This is a genomic window from Cytobacillus sp. BC1816, from assembly GCF_051353635.1.
Lineage (GTDB): Bacteria > Bacillota > Bacilli > Bacillales > Cytobacillaceae > Cytobacillus > Cytobacillus oceanisediminis_C.
In genome coordinates this window covers 341,814-368,533 of sequence record NZ_CP195611.1, presented here as the reverse complement: position 1 = coordinate 368,533, position 26,720 = coordinate 341,814, and the positions used below count along the sequence as shown (strand labels likewise).

General features: G+C 44.3%; 22 protein-coding genes. 3 read left to right on the top strand and 19 right to left on the bottom strand.

Annotated elements, in window-relative coordinates:
* The first annotated feature begins 507 nt into the window (after positions 1 to 507).
* Complete coding sequence (putP, locus tag ACR42H_RS01940) at positions 508 to 1,977, top strand: sodium/proline symporter PutP (RefSeq protein WP_436374556.1); 1,470 nt, start codon at positions 508 to 510, stop codon at positions 1,975 to 1,977.
* A gap of 125 nt (positions 1,978 to 2,102) precedes the next feature.
* Here the strand turns inward: putP and ACR42H_RS01935 are convergent, their stop codons facing one another.
* The 9 genes from ACR42H_RS01935 to ACR42H_RS01895 all read right to left on the bottom strand — a co-directional run bounded on the left by ACR42H_RS01935 (position 2,103) and on the right by ACR42H_RS01895 (position 14,474).
* Positions 2,103 to 2,654: a cysteine hydrolase family protein gene (locus ACR42H_RS01935; RefSeq protein WP_181782402.1), complete on the bottom strand. Its 552-nt coding sequence runs from the start codon at positions 2,652 to 2,654 to the stop codon at positions 2,103 to 2,105.
* Between the two features lie 115 nt (positions 2,655 to 2,769).
* Positions 2,770 to 4,317, bottom strand: a complete 1,548-nt coding sequence (gene pruA / locus ACR42H_RS01930) for an L-glutamate gamma-semialdehyde dehydrogenase (protein ID WP_436374555.1) — start codon at positions 4,315 to 4,317, stop codon at positions 2,770 to 2,772.
* A gap of 513 nt (positions 4,318 to 4,830) precedes the next feature.
* On the bottom strand, positions 4,831 to 6,000 hold the full coding sequence (locus tag ACR42H_RS01925) for a CamS family sex pheromone protein (RefSeq protein ID WP_113885631.1): 1,170 nt from the start codon (positions 5,998 to 6,000) through the stop codon (positions 4,831 to 4,833).
* Between the two features lie 15 nt (positions 6,001 to 6,015).
* Positions 6,016 to 8,022: an NAD-dependent DNA ligase LigA gene (ligA, locus tag ACR42H_RS01920; protein WP_436374554.1), complete on the bottom strand. Its 2,007-nt coding sequence runs from the start codon at positions 8,020 to 8,022 to the stop codon at positions 6,016 to 6,018.
* 54 nt (positions 8,023 to 8,076) lie between these two features.
* Entirely contained in the window at positions 8,077 to 10,308 is a 2,232-nt protein-coding gene (gene pcrA, locus ACR42H_RS01915; RefSeq protein WP_436374553.1) for a DNA helicase PcrA, read from the bottom strand.
* A 75-nt stretch (positions 10,309 to 10,383) separates the two neighbouring features.
* Complete coding sequence (locus ACR42H_RS01910; RefSeq protein WP_436374552.1) at positions 10,384 to 11,070, bottom strand: heptaprenylglyceryl phosphate synthase; 687 nt, start codon at positions 11,068 to 11,070, stop codon at positions 10,384 to 10,386.
* Between the two features lie 162 nt (positions 11,071 to 11,232).
* The gene (locus ACR42H_RS01905) at positions 11,233 to 11,541 is read right to left on the bottom strand and encodes a YerC/YecD family TrpR-related protein (RefSeq protein ID WP_009336752.1); all 309 of its coding nucleotides are present in this window, start codon (positions 11,539 to 11,541) and stop codon (positions 11,233 to 11,235) included.
* Positions 11,542 to 11,582: 41 nt separating this feature from the next.
* Positions 11,583 to 12,638, bottom strand: coding sequence for a DUF3048 domain-containing protein (locus ACR42H_RS01900; protein WP_113885627.1), 1,056 nt, complete (start codon positions 12,636 to 12,638; stop codon positions 11,583 to 11,585).
* Between the two features lie 93 nt (positions 12,639 to 12,731).
* A complete protein-coding gene (locus tag ACR42H_RS01895) occupies positions 12,732 to 14,474 on the bottom strand; it encodes an adenine deaminase C-terminal domain-containing protein (protein ID WP_436376808.1) in 1,743 nt (580 codons plus the stop codon).
* A 194-nt stretch (positions 14,475 to 14,668) separates the two neighbouring features.
* On the opposite strand from ACR42H_RS01895, the gene ACR42H_RS01890 reads away from it, so the two are divergent.
* Both ACR42H_RS01890 and ACR42H_RS01885 read left to right on the top strand, forming a co-directional pair.
* Complete coding sequence (locus tag ACR42H_RS01890) at positions 14,669 to 14,959, top strand: YgaP family membrane protein (protein ID WP_113885625.1); 291 nt, start codon at positions 14,669 to 14,671, stop codon at positions 14,957 to 14,959.
* Between the two features lie 189 nt (positions 14,960 to 15,148).
* Positions 15,149 to 15,280, top strand: coding sequence for an EYxxD motif small membrane protein (locus ACR42H_RS01885; protein WP_258549847.1), 132 nt, complete (start codon positions 15,149 to 15,151; stop codon positions 15,278 to 15,280).
* Here the strand turns inward: ACR42H_RS01885 and purD are convergent.
* The 10 genes from purD to purB form a co-directional block, all read right to left on the bottom strand.
* The gene (gene purD, locus ACR42H_RS01880; protein WP_113885623.1) at positions 15,258 to 16,526 is read right to left on the bottom strand and encodes a phosphoribosylamine--glycine ligase; all 1,269 of its coding nucleotides are present in this window, start codon (positions 16,524 to 16,526) and stop codon (positions 15,258 to 15,260) included. The genes ACR42H_RS01885 and purD overlap by 23 nt on opposite strands.
* 69 nt (positions 16,527 to 16,595) lie before the next feature.
* On the bottom strand, positions 16,596 to 18,131 hold the full coding sequence (gene purH, locus ACR42H_RS01875) for a bifunctional phosphoribosylaminoimidazolecarboxamide formyltransferase/IMP cyclohydrolase (protein ID WP_436374551.1): 1,536 nt from the start codon (positions 18,129 to 18,131) through the stop codon (positions 16,596 to 16,598).
* Between the two features lie 34 nt (positions 18,132 to 18,165).
* Positions 18,166 to 18,747, bottom strand: coding sequence for a phosphoribosylglycinamide formyltransferase (gene purN / locus ACR42H_RS01870; protein WP_436374550.1), 582 nt, complete (start codon positions 18,745 to 18,747; stop codon positions 18,166 to 18,168).
* A 13-nt stretch (positions 18,748 to 18,760) separates the two neighbouring features.
* Positions 18,761 to 19,786 carry a phosphoribosylformylglycinamidine cyclo-ligase gene (purM, locus tag ACR42H_RS01865; protein ID WP_436374549.1) on the bottom strand — a complete coding sequence of 342 codons (1,026 nt, stop codon included), beginning with the start codon at positions 19,784 to 19,786 and terminating at the stop codon, positions 18,761 to 18,763.
* Positions 19,787 to 20,078: 292 nt separating this feature from the next.
* A complete protein-coding gene (gene purF, locus ACR42H_RS01860; RefSeq protein ID WP_113885620.1) occupies positions 20,079 to 21,476 on the bottom strand; it encodes an amidophosphoribosyltransferase in 1,398 nt (465 codons plus the stop codon).
* Positions 21,461 to 23,677, bottom strand: coding sequence for a phosphoribosylformylglycinamidine synthase subunit PurL (purL, locus tag ACR42H_RS01855; protein WP_436374548.1), 2,217 nt, complete (start codon positions 23,675 to 23,677; stop codon positions 21,461 to 21,463). Before purL ends, purF begins: the two co-directional genes overlap by 16 nt.
* Entirely contained in the window at positions 23,661 to 24,347 is a 687-nt protein-coding gene (gene purQ, locus ACR42H_RS01850) for a phosphoribosylformylglycinamidine synthase subunit PurQ (protein ID WP_436374547.1), read from the bottom strand. The genes purL and purQ overlap by 17 nt, the downstream gene beginning before the upstream one ends.
* Complete coding sequence (gene purS, locus ACR42H_RS01845) at positions 24,344 to 24,598, bottom strand: phosphoribosylformylglycinamidine synthase subunit PurS (protein ID WP_113885617.1); 255 nt, start codon at positions 24,596 to 24,598, stop codon at positions 24,344 to 24,346. Before purS ends, purQ begins: the two co-directional genes overlap by 4 nt.
* Positions 24,586 to 25,311, bottom strand: coding sequence for a phosphoribosylaminoimidazolesuccinocarboxamide synthase (gene purC / locus ACR42H_RS01840; RefSeq protein ID WP_436374546.1), 726 nt, complete (start codon positions 25,309 to 25,311; stop codon positions 24,586 to 24,588). Before purC ends, purS begins: the two co-directional genes overlap by 13 nt.
* A 116-nt stretch (positions 25,312 to 25,427) precedes the next feature.
* Positions 25,428 to 26,720 carry an adenylosuccinate lyase gene (gene purB, locus ACR42H_RS01835; RefSeq protein WP_436374545.1) on the bottom strand — a complete coding sequence of 431 codons (1,293 nt, stop codon included), beginning with the start codon at positions 26,718 to 26,720 and terminating at the stop codon, positions 25,428 to 25,430.

Here is a 26,720-nt window from a genome sequence, read left to right as displayed (position 1 = left end):
ATAAACAATCTATGTATCGTATTATATAACAGAGAATTCTTAATGGGAACCCCTTTTTAAAAAAATTTTCAAAATTTACCGCTAATTCTCTAATCTACCCAATAAAACTGCTCTTTTCGCCAACTTAATTTTATAAATTTAGATGAATAGATATGTTGATATATGTGATATAACAGCAAATTAATGCGAAATAACGTATTTTTATACATTTATAACTTTATAGTTTTTTAGATTTTTTGTCCCTCAACCTTTATTATGTTATGATTATAAACGTCTTTCCAAAGTGGCTCATTCCCCAAACTAATTTTTCCACAAACACAAAACTGTATGTTCCTGTATAAACGGAATTTTTTCCACGTATGTTTTTTAATGGGGACACTAATAGAATATGGAGGTGAACATATGGATTTCACTATGGCGACGTGGCTTTGGCTTCTTATTCCCATGCCATTATTGATCGTACTATCAGGCATCTCATATTTTGTTGAAAGGAGAGGATAAATAATTATGGATATAAATATACCAACGTTAATTGCCATTATTGTTTATCTGGTTGGCATGCTGCTGATTGGCGTGCTTGCAGCCAGAATGACTAAAGATTTATCTGATTATGTTTTAGGCGGACGAGGGCTTGGAGCTGGAGTTGCAGCCTTGAGTGCCGGAGCTTCTGATATGAGCGGATGGTTAATGCTGGGATTGCCTGGAGCTGTTTACTTAGGCGGTATGGGTGAAATATGGCTTCCTATCGGTCTGGCAGTCGGTGCCTATCTGAATTGGCAGTTTGTTGCTAAGCCACTGCGTGTCTACACAGAAGTAGCCAACGATTCGATTACAGTTCCCGGGTATTTTGAAAACCGGTTTCATGATACTTCTAAATTGCTACGGGTAGTTTCTGCAATCGTCATATTAGTCTTTTTTACTTTCTATACTTCATCCAGCCTAGTCGGCGGTGCCATTCTATTAGAAAATTCATTCGGGATGGATTATACCCTCGCGCTTTGGGTCGGAGCTGCTGTTATTTTGTCATATACATTATTTGGCGGGTTTCTGGCAGCCAGCTGGACAGACTTTATTCAAGGTATTTTAATGTTCTTAGCCTTGATAATCATTCCGATAGTAGCGATTCAGGAGCTTGGCGGATGGAATGAAACGTTAAATCAAATCAGTGCAATCGATCCAACACATTTGGATGTTGCTTCAGGAGCCACATTTGTAGGCGTTGTTTCCCTGCTGGCCTGGGGGCTTGGCTATTTTGGACAGCCGCATATCCTGGTCCGCTTTATGGGATTAAAATCAACAAACGATGTTCCAAAAGCCCGCTTGATCGGCATGACATGGATGGTTCTTTCGTTATTTGGAGCTCTGTTTGTAGGGTTTGCCGGTATCGCCTATTTTGCAGATGCACCGCTTGCCAATTCTGAAACAGTGTTCATTATGTTTTCACAGGTACTATTTAATCCATGGGTAGCTGGATTCTTATTAGCAGCCATTCTCTCAGCAATCATGAGCACAGTTGACTCTCAATTGCTCGTTTCTTCAAGTGCACTGGCACAGGATTTCTATAAATCCATCTTCAGAAGAAATGCTTCCAAAAAGGAAGAAATGATTGTTGGCAGAATTGCTGTACTGGGCATTGCCATTATTGCCATCTTCTTGGGGTATAACCCCGAAAGCAAGGTATTGGAACTTGTCAGTTATGCTTGGGCCGGATTTGGTGCAGCCTTTGGGCCAGTCATCATCCTGAGCCTGTTTTGGAAACGCATGACACGAAATGGCGCCCTTGCCGGTATTATTGTTGGTGCTGTAACAGTAATTGTTTGGGCACAGCTTACCGGCGGACTGTTTGATCTGTATGAATTGGCGCCCGGCTTCCTATTTGCAGGATTGGCGGTTATCATCGTCAGCCTTCTCGATAAGGCACCTTCCAAAGAAGTTCAGGAGCAGTACAATCAGTATAAGTCTGTCCTTAAAAATTAATTGCAGAAGCCCTCTTCCTATGTGGAGAGGGCTTTTTGTATGTAAGGCCTTTCTCCAATACAGTTACAGCCTTGAGCTGGAAATCAATCCTTTGGTTGCCGGCTAAATTACAAAGCAGGCAATCATTAAATTACTTCTGCTCCAAGCGTATTTGCAAAATGCCTCAAGGCCCACTCATGGCCCTTCTGGTCAAATGATGCGACAGCATCTTTATGAATTACTATTTTAAACCCTTTATTATAAGCATCGATTGCTGTATGAAGCACGCAAATGTCTGTACATACACCGACCAGGTGCACCTCCTCAATCCCGCGCTCCCTCAGTTTTATCTCGAGATTGGTTCCTGCAAATGCAGAATATCTCGTTTTGTCCATGAAATAAACATTTTCAGCGTCTTTGTTTGTTTCATAAACCTGCTGCAATAAACCGTAAAGATTTCTTCCCTCCGTGTTCCTGATATTATGTGGCGGAAATAATTTCGTTTCTGGGTGATGGATGTCTCCTTTATCATGAACATCAATGGCAAAAACAGTGAAATACCCAATTGCGATCAACTCTTGTGTAAGCTCTGAGATTTTCTTTTCCAGCAGCTGTCCGGGCTTACCACATGTCAGGGCACCGTCTTCCGCTACAAAATCATTTGTGTAATCGATATTAATCAAAGCTTTGTTTGGCATTTTTGCATCACTCCAATCTGTAGGCTTATTTTCATCATATACTTCAAAGTGCCGAATATCCAATAAAAAAGGAACAGCAACCAAGTTGCTGTTCCCGCCTCCAATCGGAGGTTTATTAATACATTTCAGAAGTAGTCTTCGCCTGCATGTGCAGAAGAATGTAGTCAGGGCCGCCCGCTTTGGAGTCCGTTCCTGACATGTTGAATCCGCCGAATGGCTGGTATCCAACGATCGCACCTGTACAGCCGCGGTTGAAGTATAAGTTTCCAACATGGAAATCTTCGCGCGCTTTTTGGATGTGCTCACGGTTCTGCGTGATCACAGCACCTGTTAAGCCGTACTCGGTATTGTTGGCGACTTCAATCGCATGGTCGAAATCTTTTGCCTTTGTGAAGCCAACGACTGGTCCAAAGATTTCTTCCTTCATTAAGCGTGCATCCGGGGAAAGGTCAGCGAATACAGTCGGCTTGATGAAGAATCCTTTCGAGCTGTCTCCTTCTCCGCCTGTCATCAGCTTGCCTTCTTCTTTGCCGATTTCGATGTAGCTCATGATCTTGTCAAATGCGCCCTGGTCAATCACTGGACCCATGTAATTGCTCTGGTCTTCAGGATTGCCCTGCGTTAATTCGTTAGTCAGTTCAACCACACGGTTAAGAACCTGATCGTATACATCTTCTACTACAACCGCACGTGAACATGCTGAACACTTCTGGCCGGAGAATCCGAAAGCAGAGGCAACGATTGAAGTAGCTGCCAATTCAAGGTCTGCTTCCTTGTCTACAACGATTGTGTCCTTACCGCCCATTTCAGCGATGACACGCTTCAGCCAGATTTGGCCTTCGTTCAATTTAGAAGCGCGCTCGTTGATGCGAAGACCAACGTCGCGTGAACCTGTGAAGGAGATGAAACGAGTGTCTTTATGGTCAACCAAATAGTCGCCCACTTCTGCACCGCTGCCCGGCACGAAGTTTAGCACACCTTTTGGAAGGCCTGCTTCTTCCATCACTTCTACGAATTTAGCAGCCACAACTGGTGTGGTAGACGCTGGTTTTAATAGAACAGTGTTTCCTGCCACGATAGCGGCAACAGTTGTGCCGGCCATGATCGCAAGCGGGAAGTTCCAAGGAGAGATGATGATGCCCACTCCCAGTGGAATGTAGTCATAACGGTTATATTCATTCGGACGGCTGTTGACTGGAACACCGTCTTTGATTTTTAAGATTTGGCGTGCATAGTACTCAAGGAAGTCAATGGCTTCCGCAGTATCAGCATCTGCCTCGTTCCAAGGCTTTCCTGCTTCCTTTGTTAAAAGGGCAGAAAACTCATGCTTGCGGCGGCGGATAATCGCAGCAGCTTTGAATAAAACATCTGCGCGTGTTTCCGGCTTCACTTTTCTCCATGTTTTGAATGCTTCAACAGCAGCCTGCATCGCTTTTTCCGCAAGCTCGCGGTTTGCCTTTGAAACACGGCCAACTACCTCTTCTTTATTAGAAGGATTGATTGATACAATTTTATCTTCAGTAGAAATGCGCTCTCCGCCAATTAAAAGATCATAATCCTGGCCCAAATAGCTTTCTACAGTTTGTAAACCCTTTAAATATGCTTCACGATTTTCATCTTCTTTAAAATTCGTGAATGGCTCATGCTTATAAGGTTGTACCATTTTTACCGCCTCCTGTGTGTACAAATATCAAACGCCAGATCGTAGCGCCCCGTCCCGTTATTATAAACCTGCTGGAGAAAGGTCTGCTATTCTCTTAAAACGTTTTCATCCAAACACTATATTAACACGAAAATAACATTATCTTCAAACATTCTCCGCTGATGTTATATATTAACATCCATTGAGAGAAATGGCAGTTTCACTTAGGGGAATAAGGGGTTGATGATTCTTAGGGCAGATTTTGGATAAAACTGTTATATAAAAAATTCTATTGCTGTTATTCTTATTTTTTGGAAGGGGATATCATTTTTCCTAACTTCTTTATCTTTTTACAGCTATAACCTTTTTATGGAGACCCCTTATTCTTGCTACTCTTCCTATTGTGTCGCCATTCCTCTATGACGACCAATTTTCTCTAACTGCTTCAAATTTTGTCATCATGCCCGCAATCCTCTTTCCTAAAATTAAAAAAACCCAGAAGGTGCATCTTCTGCACTTCTGGGTACCCTGGTTCTATTGGTAGATATGGACAAAAGGTTCGCTTTGGTCTGCTTTCCGGACTACTAGCGCTTCCGGTCCGTTGACAGATGAAATATTCACCTGGACTGAGATGTATTCAGGGAAGTGTTTGACAACAAGCCCTGTTACATATTGCGTAAATCCAATCGCTTCTGCTTTTCCATAGAATTGGATTGGGATATCAATATTAACTTCCTGCAATTGGTCCTGAGCGTAGAAGGCTTTCCCTATAACTCCATTGAAGTTCGGGAAGTAGGTTTCTACATCCTGCTTAAAGTTAAGAAATGCCGTTAAATCATCACGATGATTTTTTTCAGCCGTGTTTGAAGGGAAAAGGACATATTTCTCGTTGACGTCTTCCCATCCGCCAAGCTTTGTGCTTCCTTTATCTGCCGTAGCGTATGTAAAGAAGCTTCCTGGTACCACCGAGGTTCTTGATTGCTGTTCAAACAAAGCAATGGTTACCGGCACATCTTTCAGGCCTTTGATTTGCCGTACTCTCTGCAGTACTTCTTCAGCTAGCTTTTTACCTTCTCGTTCAATGACATCTTGGTCAATCTTTGTTTCGAAAGTGGCACCATATTGTTCCTTTTGATAATAATGGACAGAGTTCATGGCAAGGCCAATGACAACACCGCCGAGCCCCACTTTCCCATCATCATTTTTCAGCAAATAGTTGTGTTCAAGAATATGAGCAAGGTAGATCGGACTTTTTTCATTGTTTTTCTCAATATCCCCGCTATCTGCGATCATCGGATTTAAGCCGATATTGTCTTCTGCCTTCATCTCCCGTTCCTTCAGCTGATCATCAGTGAATTTACGGTTTAGCCAAGCCTGGACTGTGCCTCTTTTTAGATACTGCCCTTCCTGGAATAAGTATTTATCAGGATCAAACGTGTTTTGCGCAACTCGCATAAGTCCTGTCTCAAATTCATTGATATCATACTTGGTGCTTACATTATTGACAACGAGACCTCTGGATTCACTTGGTTCAAAAGGCAGCAGTGTTCGATAATACTTGTCAGAAATTTTATAGTTCGGAATGATTGCCTTATCCTCTTCGTTCTTGTCTTCCTGAACAACTTCCTCCTGCTTATTAAAATTAGGCGCACAGCCTGCAAGCAGAAGGGTTAGAGATAAAGCAAGCATCATCAGTTTTTTCACGGAGCTTACACCCTCTTACTTATTTAATTCTTCAACCAGTCTCTCCTCGTTCCAAACATCTACTCTAAGCTCCTGGGCCTTCGTCAGTTTGGATCCAGCGTCTTCTCCGGCGATTACAACATCTGTTTTCTTGCTGACGCTTCCGGATACTTTGCCGCCAAGCGCCTCTATTTTTTCTTTTGCTTCATTCCGGCTCATTAATTCTAGCTTTCCTGTCAGAACCACTGTTTTTCCTGCAAAAAAACTATCCGAGTTTTCGGCTGAAACAGGCTTTGGCCCATTATAAGCCATGTTGACCCCAGCTGCTTTCAGCTCCGCAATCAGTTCATGGGCTTCTTCCTGTTCAAAGAAGGAAACGATGGAATCAGCCATTTTTTCACCAATTTCATTGATAGCTGTTAAATTGTCCCGGGTTGCTTTTTCAAGTGCTTCCATATGGCCAAACTCCTGGGCCAGCGTTTTGGCAGCCTTTGCGCCAACATGACGGATTCCCAGACCAAATAAAAGCTTTTCCAATGAGTTGCCCTTGGAGTTTTCAATTGCCTGAATGAGGTTATTAACTGACTTTTCACCCATCCTCTCAAGCTGGATGAGCTGTTCATACGTTAATTTATAGATATCTGCCACATCTTTAATCAGATTTTCGGCAAATAATTGGCTTATCACCTTTTCACCAAGGCCATCAATGTTCATGGCGTTGCGGGAAACAAAGTGAATTAGACCTTCCCTGATCTGGGCCGGGCACTTTGGATTAATGCAGCGCAATGCCACTTCACCATCAAGGCGGACCAGCTCGCTTTCACACTCAGGACAATGTGTCGGCATGTTAAAGTCCTGCTCCTCACCCGTTCTCCTGTCAGCCAGTACATTTACAACTTCAGGGATGATATCTCCTGCTTTTTTCACTACGACCTGATCGCCAATCTTAATATCTTTTTCGCGAATTAAATCTTCGTTGTGCAGTGACGCCCTTTGGACAGTCGTTCCGGCAACTCGGACAGGCTCCAGAAGTGCAGTTGGCGTAACTACGCCAGTTCGCCCCACACTTAATTCAATATCCCTTAATGTGGTAACAACCTCTTCTGCAGGAAATTTATAGGCAATGGCCCAGCGTGGGCTTTTTGCCGTAGTGCCGAGCTGCTCCTGTGTTTCCAGTGAATCGACTTTAATAACGATGCCATCAATATCATAAGGCAGATTTGGACGTTTGTCAGTCCATCCCTGTACATACTCAATGACTTCCTCGATGCTTTCACATCTTTTGCGTTCTTTATTCGTTTTAAATCCAAGGCTTTCCAGATAATCCAGACCTTCGCTATGGGATACAACGCCTGTATCCCCTACATTCGCTATGCCGTAGACAAAAATATCGAGATTACGCTTTGCTGCAAGACGCGGATCAAGCTGCCTTAATGAACCTGCTGCGGCATTCCTTGGATTTGCAAAAGGCTCTTCCCCATTTTCCTCTTTTGCTTTATTCAATTTCTCAAAAGAACTCCTTGGCATAAATGCCTCACCGCGGACTTCCATCGTTACACTCTCTTTCAGCCGAAGAGGGATGGAGCGAATGGTCTTTAAATTTGCTGTGATATTTTCACCAATGGAACCGTCCCCACGTGTGGCACCGAGAACAAAAAGTCCATCCTCATAACGGAGGGAGACAGCCAGTCCATCGATTTTCAATTCGCATACATAAGAAACATTTTGACCTGCACCTTGGCGGACACGGCGGTCAAAATCTCTTAGGTCCTGCTCACTGAAGGCATTGCCCAAACTGAGCATCTGTGACTGATGCTCCACCTTTTCAAACATATCAAGGATTTCCCCACCAACCCGCTGTGTGGGAGAATCCTCCGTTTTAAGCTCAGGAAATTGCTCTTCAAGCTCAATGAGGTCTCTCATCAGCCTATCGTATTCAGCATCTGGAACAGACGGCTGATCAAGAACATGGTACTCATAATTATACTGATTCAAAAGGTTGTGCAGATCTTTCACCTTTTTTTCTGCCAATTGAAGGTCCATACATTCAACCCTTTCTATAATCCTTTAAAAGATGCCTGGCAGGCTGCTCTAAGATTACGCCTTTGTAATCGGTGCAAATTTGGCCAGCAGACGTTTAATGCCAACTGGTTTCGGAAACGCAATATCCAGCTCTGTTCCTTCGCCGGAACCTTTTACACTGACAACTGTACCTGTACCCCATTTTCCGTGCTGGGCTTTGTCGCCGACTACCCAGGCAATTTCATCTCCGCCTGTATTCGATGCAGATGGACGAACCACCGCTTTCCGCTGAGGCTGTGCTCCTCTTGAAGCAGAAGGAGATCCAAACGGGGATGATCCAAATGGAGACGGCTTTTTAGCAGGTTCAAGCCCATCCAGCAATTCAGCCGGAATTTCTTTGATAAATCGGGATGGAGGATTCATATTCGTGCGTCCAAATAAAGTACGCATTTGTGCATTCGTAATGTAAAGCTCCTCTTCTGCCCGCGTGATTCCCACATAGGCAAGACGGCGCTCCTCTTCCATTTCCGATTCTTCCATTAGAGAACGGCTGTGCGGGAATACACCCTCTTCAAGACCTAGTAAAAAGACAACAGGGAACTCTAGCCCTTTTGCTGAGTGAAGTGTCATAAGAACAACTGATTCAGCTTTTTCACCATCATCATCCAATTTATCAATGTCAGCCACAAGAGCCAGATCAGTCAAAAATGCGATAAGCGATTTATCTTCGCTGGCTTCTTCAAAGTTTTTTGTAACAGACAGGAATTCATCAATGTTTTCCAGACGGCTCTGGGCTTCAATGGACTTCTCGGCAATAAGCATATCGCGGTAGCCTGATTTCTCCAGCAGCTCTTCCACAAGTTCTGTCACAGATAAGTATTCCTGCATTTGTGTATAGTTTTTAACCAAATCCCTGAATTCAATAGCCCCTTTTGTAATTTTCGGGCTCAGGCCAATCAGTTCAATGGACTCAAGAGCCTCAAACATGCTCATTTCGTGAAGCTGTGCAAAGTTGGCGATTTTATCAACCGAACCGGAGCCGATTCCGCGTTTTGGCACATTGATAACACGCTGAAGGCTTATATCATCATCCGGATTTGCAATCAGACGCAGGTAAGCAAGGATGTCCTTAATTTCTTTGCGGTCGTAGAACTTGATTCCGCCGACAATGGAGTATTCAATGTTCGACTTTAACAGCACTTCCTCCATTACACGGGACTGTGCGTTTGTGCGGTACAAGATAGCAATATCCGAAAAGCTTCGCTTGCCGCTGCTGATGTATTCTTTAATTTTGCCTGCAACAAACTGTGCTTCTCCCTGCTCGCTGTCGGCACGATAGTAGAAGATTTTATTGCCTTCTGCGTTTTCGGTCCAGAGGTTTTTTGGCTTTCTATTGAGGTTCTTGCTGATGACTTCGTTCGCAGCCAGCAGTATCCTTTTTGTTGAGCGGTAATTTTGTTCGAGCATAATAGTCTGTGCATTCGGATAATCCTTTTCAAAAGAAAGGATATTGGCTATGTCCGCACCGCGCCATTTATAGATGGACTGATCAGAGTCACCGACCACACACAGATTCTTAAAACGGCTTGCCAAAAGCTTTACCAGCATGTATTGCGCTCTGTTAGTATCCTGGTACTCATCCACATGAATGTACTGGAATTTGCGCTGATAATATTCAAGCACTTCCGGCACCCTCTGGAACAGCTGAATCGTAATCATAATAAGATCATCAAAATCAAGCGCCTGGTTGCGTCTAAGTCTCTTTTGGTACTCTGTATATACATCACTTGCAACCTGCTGAATATAATCTCCTGCTGTTTTCGCATACTCTTCAGGAGTAATCAATTCATTTTTTGCCGAACTGATGGACCCCAGGATAGCACGCGGATCAAATTTCTTTGGATCCAGGTTTTTATCCTTTAGGATTGATTTAATCACCGATTGCTGATCTGTTGAATCCAGAATCGTGAAATTGCGGTTATAGCCAATACGGTCAATATCTCTTCTTAAGATCCTCACGCACATGGAGTGGAACGTCGAAATCCAGATTTCATCTGCAGCTCCGCCCATCATATTATGAATTCGGTCACGCATTTCACGGGCTGCTTTGTTTGTAAATGTGATTGCCAGAATATTGTAGGGGTTCACACCCTTTTCCACCATTAAGTAAGCAATCCTGTGAGTAAGCACTCTTGTCTTTCCGCTTCCCGCTCCTGCCATTATAAGAAGGGGTCCGCCTGTTGTTTTTACCGCATTTTGCTGCTGCGGATTCAGTCCGTTCAATAATTTATCCGTTAAAAATTGCATTTCTTCTCTTCACCACCATAGAAACATATGTTCTTATATCTATTTTATCTTTTTTTCTCATCATCAGCAACTGAATTAGGCACGCACAGCTTCAACAGTGGCCAATGCAGCCTGCAGATCATCATAAATAACATTTCCGACCACGATTACGTCCGCATGCTCAGCCATTTCAATTGCCTGCTCTGCATTCATGATGCCGCCGCCGTAAAATAATACGGTTTCTTCAAGCGTATTTTTCACCTCTGCGACCACTTCAGCATCTCCGTACTTTCCGCTGTATTCAAGATAGAAGATTGGCAGGCTGAACATCTTTTCAGCCATCATGGCATATGCCCTTACCTCATCCAATGATAAATCTGTCCGTGAATTGGTAACGTGTGCCGCTTTACATTCTTCATTCAGGATGCAATAACCCTGAACTAAAACCTCTTCCCAATTCATGATATCCCCATATTCTTTTACAGCCTCCTGATGAAGGCCTGTAACCCACTTCACGTCCCGGCTGTTAAGGACTGTAGGGATAAAGTATAAGTCAAAGCCCGGGGTAATTGAATCAATGGTTGAAACCTCCAGCACACAAGGGACTGTATATCGGCGGATGCGTGCCATTAAATCCAGCACCTTTTCCAGCGTTACTCCGTCCGTCCCGCCCACAATAATCGCGTCTGTTCCAGACTCACAAATCATTTCCAGGTTTTCATCTGATATATTTTTATCCGGATCGAGCTTAAAAACGTGGCTCCATTCGCGAACATCATACATGCAAAATTGCCTCCATTCTATCATTCCATTTCATCATTATATCATTTAAGATTGGGAATAAAAAAGAAAAGCAGGAAGTCTTTATAAGGTGGAAAAAATTAATAGGGGAACCAAAGAAAAAAACCGTGGGAACAGCCCCATCGGTTTAAGCAATACGAATATTTACGCTTTTTCAGGTTCTTCTTCTTTGATTCTTTCCAGTGCCATTTCATAGGCATCATTTCCATAGTTGAGGCATCGTTTCACACGGGAAATGGTTGCCGTGCTTGCGCCCGTATCTGTTTCAATTTTATGATACGTTTTGCCTTCACGAAGCATGCGTGCCACTTCCAGACGCTGAGCCAGGGACTGTATTTCATTTACTGTGCATAAGTCGTCAAAGAAGCGATAACACTCTTCCAGGTCTTTTAAAGATAAAACCGACTTAAATAACTGATCCAGTTCTTTGCCTCTTAGCTTATCAATTTGCATATATTTGCATTCCCCTTTATTGTAATAGAATTTTAAAATCGTTATTGTTTAATTTCGAAGGAAACCGTTTGCTCAAGGCCCGGGCTTGATGGAACGATGTTGATCCATGTCTTTCCTGGCACCAGGCCAGCCTGTTTGCCATTCATGACCGGAAGAATTCGCCCGTCAATGTTTTCCCATTCTACTTCTGTCACTTTCCCTTTTTGCAGGAGATATCCTTTTCCCCCAGAAGTTAAGTTAATATCACGGCGACCCGCGCTGTCAACCACTTTGTGGTCTGCTTCTGCGATGAAAATGTTATCAAGCAATACAGGTTCACCGGATTTATAATCAGCTGTAAGTTCGCCATTGGAATATCTTTTGTATTTCTCCAGTCCCTCATCATACTCATAGATGACATTGAATAGTTCATTGTCCAAATAGGAGATCATGGCAGAGGCTGCATCCTCACCCTGAATAGCCTTTGCATCTTCCTTCGACAGAAAAGCTAGAGATTCCGGTTCGTCCTCCATCGCATAATTTCTTTCTTCTGCACCCTTCAGCACACTTTCGAATGAAATATAGGAATTATGAGGAGCCTGGCGGAAGCTTTCCCGTTTAAACAATGTACCGTCATACTGCATTCCATTCAGATTATCAATATAGCCCTGATCCAGCAATTCTTTGGCTTCCGGGCTATAGCCGTGGGCAATGTAGAGGCTGTCATAGCCTTTAGCCAGCTCAATATAATAATCTCTTGAACTTCTGACAGGCCCTATCATTTCAGGCTGCTCACTTTGAAAAATAGCAAGAAAACGGGTCACGTCCCCTTCTGCCAGCAATTCGTAGACGATATCAGCCTGGTTAAGCCCGGATTGCGGACGGGCTTTTGGATGATTATTGATCATCACCGCTACAGCCCTTCCATCCACCTCAGCCTCCGACCCGAAGCCTGTGAGGGGATAGTGAAATGGAAGTTCTTTTTCAGAGCTGACCCCTTTTGTGGCCTCTTCCGTTTTTTCCGTATCTTGTTTTTCAGGCTCTTCAGCTTTTTCTTTGCTGCAGCCAGAGACTAAAAGCATTGCCGCTGCTGATACAGCTATCCATCTTTTTAGCATTTAGCACCCCTGTGTTTTTTGCTTTGATGCAGGTTCTATGTTAGCTCTACTGAGCAGTTTTTATCTCTCTATATATAGCATCACTTTTATATTTTAACGCATTATCGTTGGAAAGAGTACCGTTTTATTCATTACATCATACATTCCCTGCTGAGTAATCCTGATATAAGGCAGATGCGTTGAAGAGAAAAAGAGCAGCGTATACATCGGATCTTCATGTCTATAGCCTTGATCACGCAAATAATGAACAAGCTGTTTTTCTTCCTCCATTAATTCCTCCACATTTTTATGGGACATCGCACCCTTTAAGCGGAGTTCCATCTCCTGGACAATTCTTCCCCCTTCTGATATGACAATGCCTCCGCCAATTTCTTTCAGCCGGTTAAAAGCATTCAGCATTTCCTGTTTGCTTTTTCCAATTAAGATAATGTCACCGGTATTGGAAAAAGAACTTGCCATTCCATCCAGGCTTTTCGAGAACCCTTTTAATATCGTATTTATGCGCCAGTGTCCATTCTGGTCAACAAGCATGAAGAAACATTCATCATGATCTTTCTCCAGTTCTTCGGATGATACATCAATCGTGATGGAATAGGGCTTCGTAATAACCGCATTCTCCAGTTTTATCCCGAAAGGCATGGAGAATTGCATATCATCAGCGGTCAGTTCCCAATCAATATCCAGCGGTTCGAAGCCGTATTCTCCCCATTCTACAGGCTTATAGGCGTGCAGGTTTTCACCGTCTCTTTTTACCCACTCCCCTTTGGCAATAACTGATAATGGAGTTGGTTCCTTTTCATCTGACAGGAAATTAATATTAGCCACCCTTCCTGTCGCAATCGAGCCATGCAAATAATCGATTCCATAATGACGGGCCACATTAATGGTAGCCATATTATATGCATCGATAACCGGCACTCCTTTATCAATGGCGATGCGGATCATATGGTCAATAATTCCCTGTTCATAGAAGGAGGAAAAGGAACCGTCTGTTGTGAAGATCATCCGATCATATTGATCAATGCCGAATTCATGCATCTCGTCCAATAAAACCGGCAGATCGGGACGGATGGAAGAATATCTGAGAGATACGGTATATCCCTGTAAAAGACGATTATATATATCCTTTCCCGTCATCGACTCATGGTCGCAATCAGCACCAAGCAGCATGAGCTTTGCCAGCGTTTTTTCGGATGCCCCCGGAAAATGGCCTTCGATCTTTTTCCTCATCCGCTTAGTCTCCTGAATCCAATGAAGCATCATATCATCGCCATCCAAAAGCTTCGGCCAGCCTGTGAGCTCTCCTCCCTGAAGCACAGCATCATGCTCAAGCCATGATTTAACGTTCCCATGCGAAAAAACGGATTCTTCATGCTGAATTTCCGTTTGTGCATCAAATCGGCACCACCAATAGGTTGTTGCAGGCATGTTTCTCATTTCCTTCAGGAAAGAAAACGCTTTCTTTTTATCCTGCTGTAAAGCAAGCACCATATTGTCATTAATCAAGGTTGTTGTACCAAACTGCGATGCATAGCTCGCCAGGGAAAGGGGATTATATAATTGAAATGGATGGGCATGCGGCTCAATATATCCAGGAACCAGCTTGAGTCCCGTACAATCAACGACCTCACACTGTTCTATTTTTTCCGGCAGCTTTTCGCCCACATAAACAATACGGTCGCCATAAATCCATATATTTGCTGTTATCCATTTGCGAAGTGCCTGATTAAGATAACGGGCGTTCTTTAGTAATATCGTCGGTGACAGTTTTCCGTCCAATACGGAAACATGTTCACGCAAGTGCCTGTTTTTCCAACGGTAACGCTGTTCCAGCACCATACTCCCTCCCTTGTTGATATCTATATATAAAAGACTCTATTTTTAGAATAAAATCAATGTGTGAAATGGCTTTAAATCAATAAAGAAAGCCCTTTCATTCATCTTGTTGTTCTATAGTAACATATTTCACTGTTTAACGCATTAAAGAATAAGTAAAAGATTGTAAAAAATTTGTGAAAGTGGTGAAAACGATGAATGTAAAACCAAATATCGGCATTGTAAATGCCTTAATACGCATAACAGTCGGATTAACTGTCTTAGCCTGGAGCACTTCAAAGCTTGTGAAAAGACCTTGGCGGGATTCTTATCTCATGATGGCTATGCTGGGCGGCATGAAGGTGGCAGAGGGAATTGTCCGCTTTTGCCCTTTGACAGCTCTTTTTGAAAGAGGCCAGGACATGGCTCAGGAAAAGCGAAAGCAGGAAGGCAATCACAATAATGATGAGGCTGTTGAGGAAATTCTCCCGTATAATCCATCTTAAGAATAGCGGAAGCGCCTTGCCCACCCCCGACAAGCACAAGACGATCCCCCGGAAAGGCCTCCTTTGCCTTTTTTGGGAGGATTGGCTTGTGACCTCGAGGGGGCAGGCGCCGAAGCTAAACAGTTCTCGAAGTGCAAAGATATAAATTCATTGTTAAAAAATCCAGCTCCCTATATGGGGGCTGGAAGAATGAAAGGAGCTGACAATATGTTTTGGGAATACGTAATGGATATGACGTTCGTCCTGGCAGCAATAATTGGAAGCATTGTAGCACTCCTGTTTGTGTATATCCGGAAGACTAAGAAAGGACGTGCGCGATAGCTTTATCGGCAATATCCTTGCGGTAGAATACGCCTTCACATTGAAGATTTTCAAGTTCGGAATATACCTTTTGCTGTGCTTCTTTCAGAGTAGGAGCTTTAGCGCCTGCCAGCAGCACGCGGCCTCCATTTGTCACATACTCACCTGAGCTGTTTCTATCAGTGCCGGCATGGAAGACGGAGACATCCGTAAGCGATTGAAGCCCATTCAGAACAGCTCCTTTTTCATAAGCTTCAGGGTAGCCTTTAGAAGCAGCAACCACTCCGACGATTACTTCCTTATCCCACTCGATTTCAGGCTGTTCCCCTTTTAGGACTGCCAGCATTACTCCCGCCAGATCCGACTTCATGCGGGGTAAAATCACCTGTGTTTCAGGATCTCCAAAACGGGCATTAAATTCAATTACCTTCGGGCCTGCTGGTGTTTTAATCAGACCTGCATACAGGATACCGGTAAAACTTCGGCCTTCCTGAACCATTGCTTTGGCTGCCGGCTTCAAAACATGTTCAACAGCTGCTGCAACTGTTTCTTCACCAATATGCGGTACCGGAGAATAAGCCCCCATTCCGCCAGTATTCGGTCCCTGGTCTCCATCATAGGCACGCTTGTGGTCCTGGGCAATTTCAAGCGGAATCACCTTTTCTCCGTTCACAAACGCCATTAAGGAAAATTCTTCGCCTTCAAGGAATTCTTCAATTACAACGGTTGAAGAAGCTTGGCCAAACTTTTCATTTAATAATAGTTCCTCAATCCCGTCCAATGCTTCCTGCATAGTCATGGCCACTATTACGCCTTTTCCGGCTGCAAGGCCATCTGCTTTCAGAACAATGGGAGCGCCTTTTGCTTCAATATAGGCTTTCGCTTCTTCATAGTTGCTGAATACCCCATATTCGGCAGTGGGGATAGCATATTTCTTCATAAGTGCTTTGGCAAAGGACTTGCTGCCTTCAATTTCGGCTGCTGCTTTTCTCGGTCCAAATACCTTTAACCCGGCTTCTTCAAATCGGTCAGCCAGCCCCTCAAGCAGCGGTACTTCCGGCCCGATCACAGTCAATTCAATTTCATTATCCTGAGCAAACTGCACAAGTTTTTCCTGTTCATGTTCCTGGATGGCAACCAGCTGAGCTGAATCTTCCATTCCGGGATTTCCTGGAGCAGCAAAAACCTGTTTCACTGAAGGGCTTTGATTCATCTTCCAGCAAATTGCATGCTCTCGGCCGCCTCTTCCTAAAACCAATACCTTCATTACGCCCACCTCCGTAAAAATGTCAGCTATAATAGCAAGGCCTCTGATCGAGGCGCTTCCGCTTTTCGTTTAATGTTTAAAATGACGTACGCCTGTAAAGACCATTGCAATTCCATACTCATCAGCCTTTTTGATGGAATCCTCATCACGGATTGAGCCTCCCGGCTGGATGATGGCTGAAATGCCTGCTTTGGCTGCCGCTTCAACCGTATCGTTCATTGGGAAAAAAGCATCGGATGCCATAACCGCTCCGTTCGTTTTTTCACCGGCCTGCTCAAGCGCAATTTTGGCAGAGCCTACGCGGTTCATCTGCCCGGCACCGACTCCAAGAGTCATGTTTGCATCATTTACGACAATGGCATTTGATTTCACATGCTTTACAACTTTCCAGCCCAGCTTCAACGCTTTCCACTCTTCTTCTGTTGGCTCTCTCTTGGTCGCAACTTTTACTTCCGCATTATCAAGGGTGAATAAATCATATTCCTGCGTCAGCAATCCGCCTTCAATAGCGGACAATCTCATCTCCGCTTTCTTTTTGCCATCAAAAGGAATTGTCAGCAGGCGCAGATTCTTTTTCCCTTTTAAAATCTCAAGCGCTTCGTTTGAGAAGGAAGGTGCAATGATGATTTCAAGGAAGATTTCATATAGCTTTTTCGCTGTCTCAGCGTCTACTTCCCTGTTCAGGGCAATAATGCCGCCAAAAATAGATACAGGGTCCGCCTCAAAAGCTTTTGAAAAAGCTTCGAATACATTTTCCCCAGTCCCCACTCCGCAAGGATTCATATGCTTAACAGCAACTGCTGCAGGCTCTGAGAATTCTTTTACGATTTGGAGAGCTGCATCAGCATCATTGATATTGTTGTAGGATAATTCCTTGCCGTGAAGCTGTTCAGCGTTAGCAATCGAAAATTCAGAACCAAGCGGCTTGCGGTAAAAAGCAGCCTTTTGATGAGGGTTCTCCCCATATCTCAATGTTTGCTTCAGTTCATACGTAACCGTTAATTTTTCAGGTGTTTCTTCATTTGCCAAATCTGTCATATATTCAGCGATCATTGCATCATAGGCAGCAGTATGGCGGAAAACCTTTGCAGCAAGTCTGCGGCGGGTTTCCTTTTGGACCTCTCCGGTTTCTTTTAGCTGTGAAAGAACTGTTTCATAATCGGCCGGATCCACCACAACCGTTACATAGTCATGGTTTTTGGCGGAGGCACGCAGCATGGCCGGGCCGCCGATATCAATATTCTCTATCGCATCCTCTACTGTCACATCTGGCTTAGCGATTGTTTGCTGGAACGGGTACAAATTCACGCACACAACCTGGATAGGCGTGATCCCATGCTCCTCAAGCTGCTGTTTATGGCCTGGTTCGCCATGCTTTGCCAGCAGCCCGCCATGAATCATTGGATTTAATGTTTTTACACGCCCTTCCAAAATCTCCGGAAAGCCTGTCACATCACTTACTCCGATAACGGGGACTCCACTCTCTTCCAGCGCTTTTTTTGTACCGCCTGTTGAGATTATTTCAAACCCCAGTTCGCTTAACTGCTGGGCAAATTCTGTTATGCCATTTTTATCGGAAACACTGATTAATGCACGTTTCTTCATGTTCGCTCCCCCTGACTCTGTTGAATGAAACACTTTAGTTCTCTACCATTTTAGCATAGAAAAGATTTTGCAAAACCTGCGGATAAAGTTTGTGCTCGACTTCATGTATCTTCTTCTGAAGGCTATCCAGCGTTTCACCCGAATTTATATCAACTGGCGCTTGAGCAATAATCGGCCCAGTATCCATGCCTTCATCAACAAAATGAACCGTTACACCGCTTACCTTCACATTGGCAGATAACGCCTGGCCAATAGCATCCTTACCAGGAAAAGCAGGAAGAAGAGAAGGATGAATATTAATAATGCTGCCTTCAAACTCTTTCAAAAGCGTCGGGCCGATCAGTCTCATGTAGCCTGCGAGAATAATATACTCGGCTCCGCTCTCCTTCAGCCTTTGCAAAATCGCTCTTTCATACTCTGCTTTGCCAGCATAGTCTTTTGCTGAAAAAACAAACTGCGGAACTTGTTCGTTTTGTGCACGCTGGGTGCTGTATGCACCTGGCCGATCACAGACAAACAAGACGATCTCAGCCTGCAAATCACCTGTTTTTACAGCATCGGCAATTGCCTGAAAGTTCGTTCCGCTTCCGGAAGCAAACACTGCGATTTTTTTCATGACTTCCTCCAAGTTACAGAATTTCAATTCCTTCCTTATCCGTCACTGTCCCCATTAGATAGGCTTTTTCTCCAATTTCATTAAAATAGGTGATCAGTTCATCAGCATTTTCTTTATCCGCTGCAATCACCATGCCTGTTCCCATATTAAAAATGTTGTACATTTCTTTGCGTTCCAGTCCGCCGATCTTCTCCATAACCGTGAACACAGGCGGCACTTCCCAATTGTTTTCATTAAGCTGGGCGCCAAGACCTTCAGGCAGCATGCGGGGGATATTTTCAATAAATCCTCCGCCGGTAATATGCGCCATGCCCTTCAGCTTGAATTGCTTCATAGCTGATAGAAGCGGCTTAACATAAATTTTTGTAGGGCGAAGCAGCTCCTCCCCTAAAGTACAGCCTAATTCTTCTACATGATCTGTTAAGGACAAATTCGCTTTTTCAAAAAACAGCTTTCTGACAAGTGAGTAGCCATTGCTGTGAATTCCGCTGGATGCAAGGCCAATCAGTACATCTCCGGCTTTAATATCGGAACCATTAATCAGGCTGGATTTTTCACAGGCACCGACCGCAAAGCCGGCAAGGTCATATTCTTCCTCACTGTACATGCCAGGCATCTCAGCTGTTTCACCGCCTACAAGGGCGCAGCCTGCCTGTTCGCAGCCATCCGCAATTCCTTTCACAATCGCTTCAATCCGTTCAGGCGCCGCTTTTCCGCAGGCGATATAATCCAAGAAATAAAGAGGTTCTGCTCCCTGTACGACAATATCATTTACACACATTGCGACCGCATCAATCCCAATCGTGTCATGCTTATCCATCATAAAAGCAAGCATCAGTTTCGTGCCGACACCATCTGTACCTGATACTAAAACCGGCTCCTTCAGGTTTAGTTCAGATAGATCGAACATGCCGCCAAATCCGCCCAAACCGCCGAGCACACCAGGACGAATTGTCTTCTGTACGTGCTTTTTCATGCGGGAAACTGCTTCATAGCCAGCTTCGATATCTACTCCGGCCTGTTTATATGCATTTGCCATCTGTTTTTCACCCCATATTAGAAAAGCGCAAGCGCCTTGTTCACCCCCGGCAAGCATAAGACTTGCCTCTCGGGAAGGCGTTCTTTGCCTTCTGGGAGGGGTGGCTTATGACCTCGAGGGGGTAGGCGCTGGAGCTAGACAGTATCGTATTTCAAAGTTACTTTCTTAATCATTTAAAGGCCGATTCTTCAACTTATCGGCCAAATAGTACTTTTAACGGCCAAAAATCACGTTTTATCGGCCAATTCCGATATTTTCCAGCCAAACATAGCAGTTTATCTGCCAGCTTATGTTAGACCTTTTCATAAGGATGCAAAGTACTTGGATAAATCTCCGTCGGATACTGGCCTGTAAAGCATGCCAGACATTGTCCGTCTTTTCGGCCGATTGCTTTGACCATGCCCTCTGTACTTAAAAAGGTAAGTGTGTCCGCACCAATGATTTCTCTTATTTCCTCAACAGAATGATTGCCGGCAATCAATTCTTCCTTTGTCGATGTATCGATTCCATAGAAGCATGGATTTTTAATTGGCGGTGAACTGATAAGCACATGCACTTCTGTAGCTCCCGCTTCTTTCAGCATTGTTACGATCCGTCTGCTTGTTGTTCCGCGGACGATCGAATCATCCACCATAATGACTCTCTTGCCTTCTACAACTCCGCGTACCGGAGACAGCTTCATTTTTACGCCTTGCTCACGCAGTGACTGTGATGGCTGGATAAAAGTCCGGCCAACATAGCGGTTTTTTATCAAGCCCATCTCATATGGAATGCCTGAAGCTTCAGCATAGCCGATCGCGACAGAGATGCTCGAGTCAGGTACGCCTGTAACGACATCCCCTTCAATGGGCGCCTCAAAAGCAAGCTGCTTCCCAAGATTTTTCCGGGCTGTATGAACGTTGATCCCGTTGATATTGCTGTCTGGACGGGAAAAGTAAACATATTCCATCGTGCACATAGCGATATTAGAGGCCATTGCAAACATCTCAGAACGGAATCCATTGTCGTCAATGATCAGCAGTTCTCCTGGCAGAATATCGCGGATATACTCTGCACCTACAACATCAAAAGCACATGTTTCAGACGCAACTACATAAGCATCGCCGATTTTGCCAAGTGAGAGCGGCCTCATGCCGTTCGGATCCAGCGCAACCATCAGTTCTGTTTCGGTCATAATCAGAAAAGCATAAGCTCCTTTAATCATGGATAAAGCATTTTTGACTCGGTCTTTTAGGGAAGAGAAGCCTGCACGCTTAATTAAGTGAGCCAGCACCTCTGTATCCGAGCTCGTTTGAAAAATGCTTCCTTGTCCTTCAAGCTGATGCTTCAATGCAGTCGCATTCACCAGGTTTCCGTTATGGCAAAGCGCAAGACTTCCGCTTTGTGAGTTGAATAGCAGAGGCTGGACATTTTCATATCCGCCCCCGCCGGCAGTCGCATAGCGCACATGTCCGATTGCTGCTTTTCCTTCCAGTTCCTTCATGGCATCTGTTGTGAAAATTTCCGTTACTAGCCCCTCACCTTTAATGCCTTTCAGCTTTTTGCCATCGGTAACAACCATTCCTGTGCCTTCCTGGCCGCGGTGCTGCAGACTATGAAGCCCGTAATACGTGATCTGGGAAGCATCCTGGTGCCCCCAGATTCCAAAAACACCGCACTCTTCATTCAGTCCTCTTATTTCAGCAAGCATGGGATAGCCCCTTTCCAGGCCTGCTTTAGAACGTCAACCTGTTCGGCAAGCAATTGGCCCTCTTCATTGGAGATATAAAGTATAGGTGCTTCTGTTACTTCACCGATTAGTGTCGCGTCTACTAAACTTTCAAATGCTTCCTGGTTTTCTTTTTTTACAGATAGCAAGAAACGGGATTGTGATTCACTGAATAAAGCTGATGTCGCATTTCCTTTTACCTTGATATCCGCTCCCAGACCTTTTGAACCAATCAGGCTTTCCGCAGCTGCTACTGCTAAACCGCCTTCTGCCACATCATGGGCAGATGCTGCAAGTCCCGAACGGATGGCTTTTAAAATTTGCTGCTGTGCCTTTTCTTCTTTTTCGAGATCAAGTTCAGGCGCTTTTCCGAAAATCTTGCCGTATGTCATCTTCTGCAGTTCACTGCCGCCGAACTCATCCTTTGTTTCGCCAACCAGATAAATAAGATCACCAGCTGCTTTAAATGATTGTGTTGTCATATGATCAATGTCATCTACAAGCCCAACCATTCCAATGACAGGTGTTGGGTAGATAGCTGTTCCATTTGTTTCGTTATATAAAGAGACGTTTCCGCCGATAACTGGCGTATTTAAAGTGCGGCATGCTTCACTGATTCCATCTGCCGCTTTTTCGATTTGCCAGAAGATTTCAGGTTTCTCCGGGTTTCCGAAGTTCAGATTATCTGTTATCGCCAATGGCTGACCGCCGGAGCAAATGATATTTCTTGCTGCTTCTGCCACTGCAATTTTTCCGCCTGTTTCAGGATCAAGATACATGTAACGTGAATTACAGTCTGTCGTCATGGCCAATCCTTTGCGGGTGCCGCGGATGCGAATGACCGCAGCATCTGATCCAGGCGCCACTACTGTATTCGTGCGGACCATATAGTCGTACTGGTCATAAACCCATTCCTTGCTTGCTATTGTCGGCTGCTGAAGGAGCTTTACCAATGTTTCTTTATAATCTTCAACCGCAGGAACTTCATTTTCCATTACCTGAAATTCACGGAAATATTCAGGCTCGTTTGATGGCTTATGATAAACTGGCGCATCCTCTGCAAGCGCATCTACCGGCAGCTCTGCTACCACTTCTCCCTGATGAGTCAGTCGGAGCATTTTATCATCGGTTACCCTGCCGACAGATACTGCTTCCAGGCCATATTTGGAAAATAAATCAACGATCTCCTGCTCGCGTCCTTTTTTCACGACAATCAGCATTCTCTCCTGAGACTCGGAAAGCATCATCTCATATGCAGTCATGCCTGTTTCCCTTTGAGGAACAAGGTCAAGATTCATTTCAATTCCTGACCCCGCTTTGCTGGCCATCTCAGCAGAAGAGCTTGTCAGACCGGCAGCTCCCATATCCTGAATGCCGACAAGTGCGTCAGACTGGACCAGTTCAAGACATGCCTCCAGCAGAAGCTTTTCCATGAATGGATCGCCAACCTGGACAGCCGGGCGTTTTGATTCTGATTGGTCTGTTAGTTCTTCAGATGCAAAAGTAGCACCATGGATCCCGTCACGGCCAGTTTTTGCACCGACATACATGACTGTATTGCCTACTCCATGGGCCTGGCCTTTTTTAATGTCCTTATGGTCGATTAAGCCGACACACATCGCGTTTACAAGCGGATTTCCTTCATAGGAAGCATCAAACTGCACTTCTCCCCCAACTGTTGGAATACCGATGCAGTTTCCGTAACCTGCAATGCCTGCGACTACTTCTTTAAAAAGGTACCGTACACGAGGAGTATCCAATTCTCCAAAGCGTAAAGAGTTGAGGAGCGCGACCGGTCTTGCTCCCATTGAAAATACATCGCGGATAATCCCGCCGACACCTGTTGCTGCCCCCTGGTAAGGCTCGATTGCAGACGGGTGGTTATGGCTTTCAATTTTAAAAACAACTGCTTGCCCATCGCCGATATCAACAATTCCAGCTCCTTCCCCTGGTCCCTGAAGTACTTTCTCTCCTGTTGTCGGAAATTTGCTTAACACGGGCTTTGAGTTTTTATAGCTGCAATGCTCTGACCACATAACCGAAAACAAACCGATTTCTGTGTAATTTGGCAAACGCCCGATAATCTTTTCAATCATCGCAAATTCGTCATCAGACAAACCCATTTCTTTGTATACCTTCTGTGTCTTTAACTGTTCCGGACTTGGCTCAAGCATTAACGACATGTGCTTCCCTCCATTGTTTTACGATTGATTGAAAAAGTTTCAGGCCATCTGCTCCCCCTAAAAGCTCATCAACAGCTCTTTCAGGGTGCGGCATCATGCCGAGTACATTTCCTTTTTCATTGATAATTCCTGCGATGTTTTCCAGGCTGCCATTTGGATTCGTTCCATTGTAAGTAAAAACGATTTGGTTATTTTTCTTCAATTCAGCTAAAACAGCTTCATCACAATAATAGTTTCCTTCACCATGGGCAATCGGAATATTGATTACTTCATCCTTCTCATATGCAGATGAAAACATGGTCTCATTGTTTTCAACCTTTAGCTCCACTGTGCGGCAGATGAATTTCAGGCTATCGTTTCTTCTCATTGCCCCAGGCAAAAGACCAGCTTCAAGAAGGATTTGAAATCCATTGCAGACGCCCAGGATTGGCTTTCCTGCTTCAGCCGCTTTCACAACTTCTTTCATGACATTACTGAAGCGTGCGACAGCACCCGAACGGAGATAATCTCCGTAAGAGAAACCGCCGGGAAGAAGAATTCCGTCATATTCGTCTAAGCTTTCCGCGTCATGCCAGACATATTCGGCTTCCGCTCCAAGCTCATCCTTTACTGCATGGTACATATCGATGTCACAATTGGACCCTGGAAATACGATCACTGCAAACTTCACTGAGCAACAGCCTCCTCAATTTCAAAGCGGTAATCTTCAATCACTACATTAGCCAATAAGCGCTCACACATTTCCTTTACAGCGTCTTCAACAGGACGGTCGCTTTTTTCCACTGTCAGTTCCATGTATTTTCCAATGCGCACATCAGACACTTCGCTGTAGTTCATGGAATGCAGAGAATTTTTTACAACTGTTCCTTGAGGATCTAGAACACTTTCTCTTAATGTGACGAAAACTTTTACTTTGTACATACTGTTTGGCCTCCCAGTCGCGCTAAAATATTTTCATAAGCATCTGTTAAATTTCCAAGGTCTCTGCGGAAAACATCTTTATCCAGCTTTTCATTTGTTTCAACATCCCAAAGCCTGCAAGTATCTGGCGAAATCTCATCAGCCAGGAGAATTTGGCCTGATTCATCTTTACCAAACTCAAGCTTAAAATCTACTAATTTAATGCCGAGGTCTTTGAAAAAATCTCTTAAAATAGCATTAACCTGAAGTGCCTTTTCCTGTAAAATGGCTACTTCCTGCTTATCAGCCAGATGAAGAACTTCAATATGATCCTCTGTCAGCAGCGGATCACCGAGCTCGTCATCTTTGTAGTAGAACTCCACAATCGGCCTCGACAATTCTTTCCCTTCTGCAACTCCCAATCTCTTAGAAAAGCTCCCCGCCGCAACGTTGCGGACCACTGTTTCGAGCGGAATGATATCCACCTTTTTAACAAGCTGCTCAGTCTCTGAAAGTTTTTCAATAAAGTGAGATTCTATTCCCAGGTCATGAAGCTTTGAAAAAAGCAAACTCGTAATCTCGTTATTCAAACGGCCCTTGCCGCTGATGCTTGCCTTTTTCTCACCATTAAAGGCTGTTGCAGAATCTTTGTATTCAATCCAGACGACATTTTCATCGTTTGTTTGATAAACCTTTTTGGCTTTGCCTTCGTATAACAATTCTCCTTTTTCCATAGCGGAGAGCCTCCCTTATTTAAATAGCACATGGCTTTCTAGACGCGGTTATTAAGAAGATTGGGAATTTTCCCGATAATAAAGAGGTAAAGACTGCTCTTTACCTCTTTATTTTTTTATAAACCTAGACGGTCAAAAATGGTATCCACATGCTTGATGTGGTAGTTATAGTCAAAGCAGTCATCTATTTCTGCTTCGGTTAGCTTTGATGTAATAGTTTCGTCCTGCTCGATCAGGCTGCGAAATTGCACCTGTTTTTCCCATGCTTCCATGGCCCGCGGCTGGACAGTATCATAGGCCTCTTCACGAGTCATGCCCATGTCAATCAAGGCCAGAAGAACACGCTGAGAGTAAATCAGCCCTAACGTACGGTCCATATTGCGTTTCATGTTCTCAGGGAAGACTGTTAGATTTTTCACGATATTTCCAAAGCGGTTCAGCATATAGTTCAGCGCAATCGTTGCGTCAGGCAGGATGATTCTTTCAGCTGATGAGTGGGAAATATCACGCTCATGCCATAATGCCACATTTTCATACGCAGTCATCATATAGCCGCGGATCACTCTTGCCATTCCAGTCATATTTTCTGAACCAATCGGGTTGCGTTTGTGCGGCATTGCTGAAGATCCCTTTTGGCCTTTCGCGAAGAACTCTTCCACTTCACGCGTTTCGCTTTTTTGCAGGCCGCGGACCTCTGTCGCAAATTTTTCAATTGAAGTGGCTACCAGCGCTAGCGCCCCCATATAATGAGCATGTCGGTCACGCTGAAGTGTTTGCGTTGAAATTGGCGCTGGCTGGATGCCCAGTTTTTCACACACATATTTTTCAACGAACGGATCGATGTTTGCATATGTTCCAACTGCACCTGAGATTTTACCGAATTCCACACCAGCAGCTGCTTCCTTAAAGCGGTCAAGATTACGCTTCATTTCTTCATACCATAGTGCAAGCTTTAAACCGAATGTAGTCGGCTCAGCATGCACCCCGTGCGTGCGGCCCATCATTACTGTATGCTTGTGTTCCTGAGCTTTGTTTTTCAGGATTTCCACAAAGCGTTCGATATCTTTTAGAAGAATATCATTTGCCTGCTTGATTAAGTAGGAAAGAGCCGTATCAACCACATCTGTGGAAGTAAGCCCGTAATGAACCCATTTGCGCTCCTCACCAAGCGTTTCAGATACCGCGCGGGTAAAAGCGACCACATCATGTCGTGTTTCCTCTTCGATTTCTTTAATGCGGTCAATATTAAAAGAAGCATTCTCGCGGATTTTCTGAACATCCTCTTTCGGAATATCTCCTAATTCAGCCCAAGCTTCACAAGCAAGAATTTCTACCTCAAGCCAAGCCTGAAAGCGGTTCTCTTCTGTCCATATAGCTCCCATTTCCGGTCTCGTATAGCGTTCAATCAT

Excerpts from the sequence above, each read along its gene's own strand:
- putP (WP_436374556.1), top strand. The coding sequence starts at position 508 with ATGGATATAAATATACCAACGTTAATTGCCATTATTGTTTATCTGGTT.
- ACR42H_RS01935 (WP_181782402.1), bottom strand. The coding sequence starts at position 2,654 with ATGCCAAACAAAGCTTTGATTAATATCGATTACACAAATGATTTTGTA.
- pruA (WP_436374555.1), bottom strand. The coding sequence starts at position 4,317 with ATGGTACAACCTTATAAGCATGAGCCATTCACGAATTTTAAAGAAGAT.
- ligA (WP_436374554.1), bottom strand. The coding sequence starts at position 8,022 with ATGGACCTTCAATTGGCAGAAAAAAAGGTGAAAGATCTGCACAACCTT.
- pcrA (WP_436374553.1), bottom strand. The coding sequence starts at position 10,308 with ATGCAATTTTTAACGGATAAATTATTGAACGGACTGAATCCGCAGCAG.
- ACR42H_RS01910 (WP_436374552.1), bottom strand. The coding sequence starts at position 11,070 with ATGTATGATGTTCGCGAATGGAGCCACGTTTTTAAGCTCGATCCGGAT.
- ACR42H_RS01905 (WP_009336752.1), bottom strand. The coding sequence starts at position 11,541 with ATGCAAATTGATAAGCTAAGAGGCAAAGAACTGGATCAGTTATTTAAG.
- ACR42H_RS01900 (WP_113885627.1), bottom strand. The coding sequence starts at position 12,638 with ATGCTAAAAAGATGGATAGCTGTATCAGCAGCGGCAATGCTTTTAGTC.
- ACR42H_RS01890 (WP_113885625.1), top strand. The coding sequence starts at position 14,669 with ATGAATGTAAAACCAAATATCGGCATTGTAAATGCCTTAATACGCATA.
- ACR42H_RS01885 (WP_258549847.1), top strand. The coding sequence starts at position 15,149 with ATGAAAGGAGCTGACAATATGTTTTGGGAATACGTAATGGATATGACG.
- purD (WP_113885623.1), bottom strand. The coding sequence starts at position 16,526 with ATGAAGGTATTGGTTTTAGGAAGAGGCGGCCGAGAGCATGCAATTTGC.
- purH (WP_436374551.1), bottom strand. The coding sequence starts at position 18,131 with ATGAAGAAACGTGCATTAATCAGTGTTTCCGATAAAAATGGCATAACA.
- purN (WP_436374550.1), bottom strand. The coding sequence starts at position 18,747 with ATGAAAAAAATCGCAGTGTTTGCTTCCGGAAGCGGAACGAACTTTCAG.
- purM (WP_436374549.1), bottom strand. The coding sequence starts at position 19,786 with ATGGCAAATGCATATAAACAGGCCGGAGTAGATATCGAAGCTGGCTAT.
- purF (WP_113885620.1), bottom strand. The coding sequence starts at position 21,476 with ATGCTTGCTGAAATAAGAGGACTGAATGAAGAGTGCGGTGTTTTTGGA.
- purL (WP_436374548.1), bottom strand. The coding sequence starts at position 23,677 with ATGTCGTTAATGCTTGAGCCAAGTCCGGAACAGTTAAAGACACAGAAG.
- purS (WP_113885617.1), bottom strand. The coding sequence starts at position 24,598 with ATGTACAAAGTAAAAGTTTTCGTCACATTAAGAGAAAGTGTTCTAGAT.
- purC (WP_436374546.1), bottom strand. The coding sequence starts at position 25,311 with ATGGAAAAAGGAGAATTGTTATACGAAGGCAAAGCCAAAAAGGTTTAT.
- purB (WP_436374545.1), bottom strand. The coding sequence starts at position 26,720 with ATGATTGAACGCTATACGAGACCGGAAATGGGAGCTATATGGACAGAA.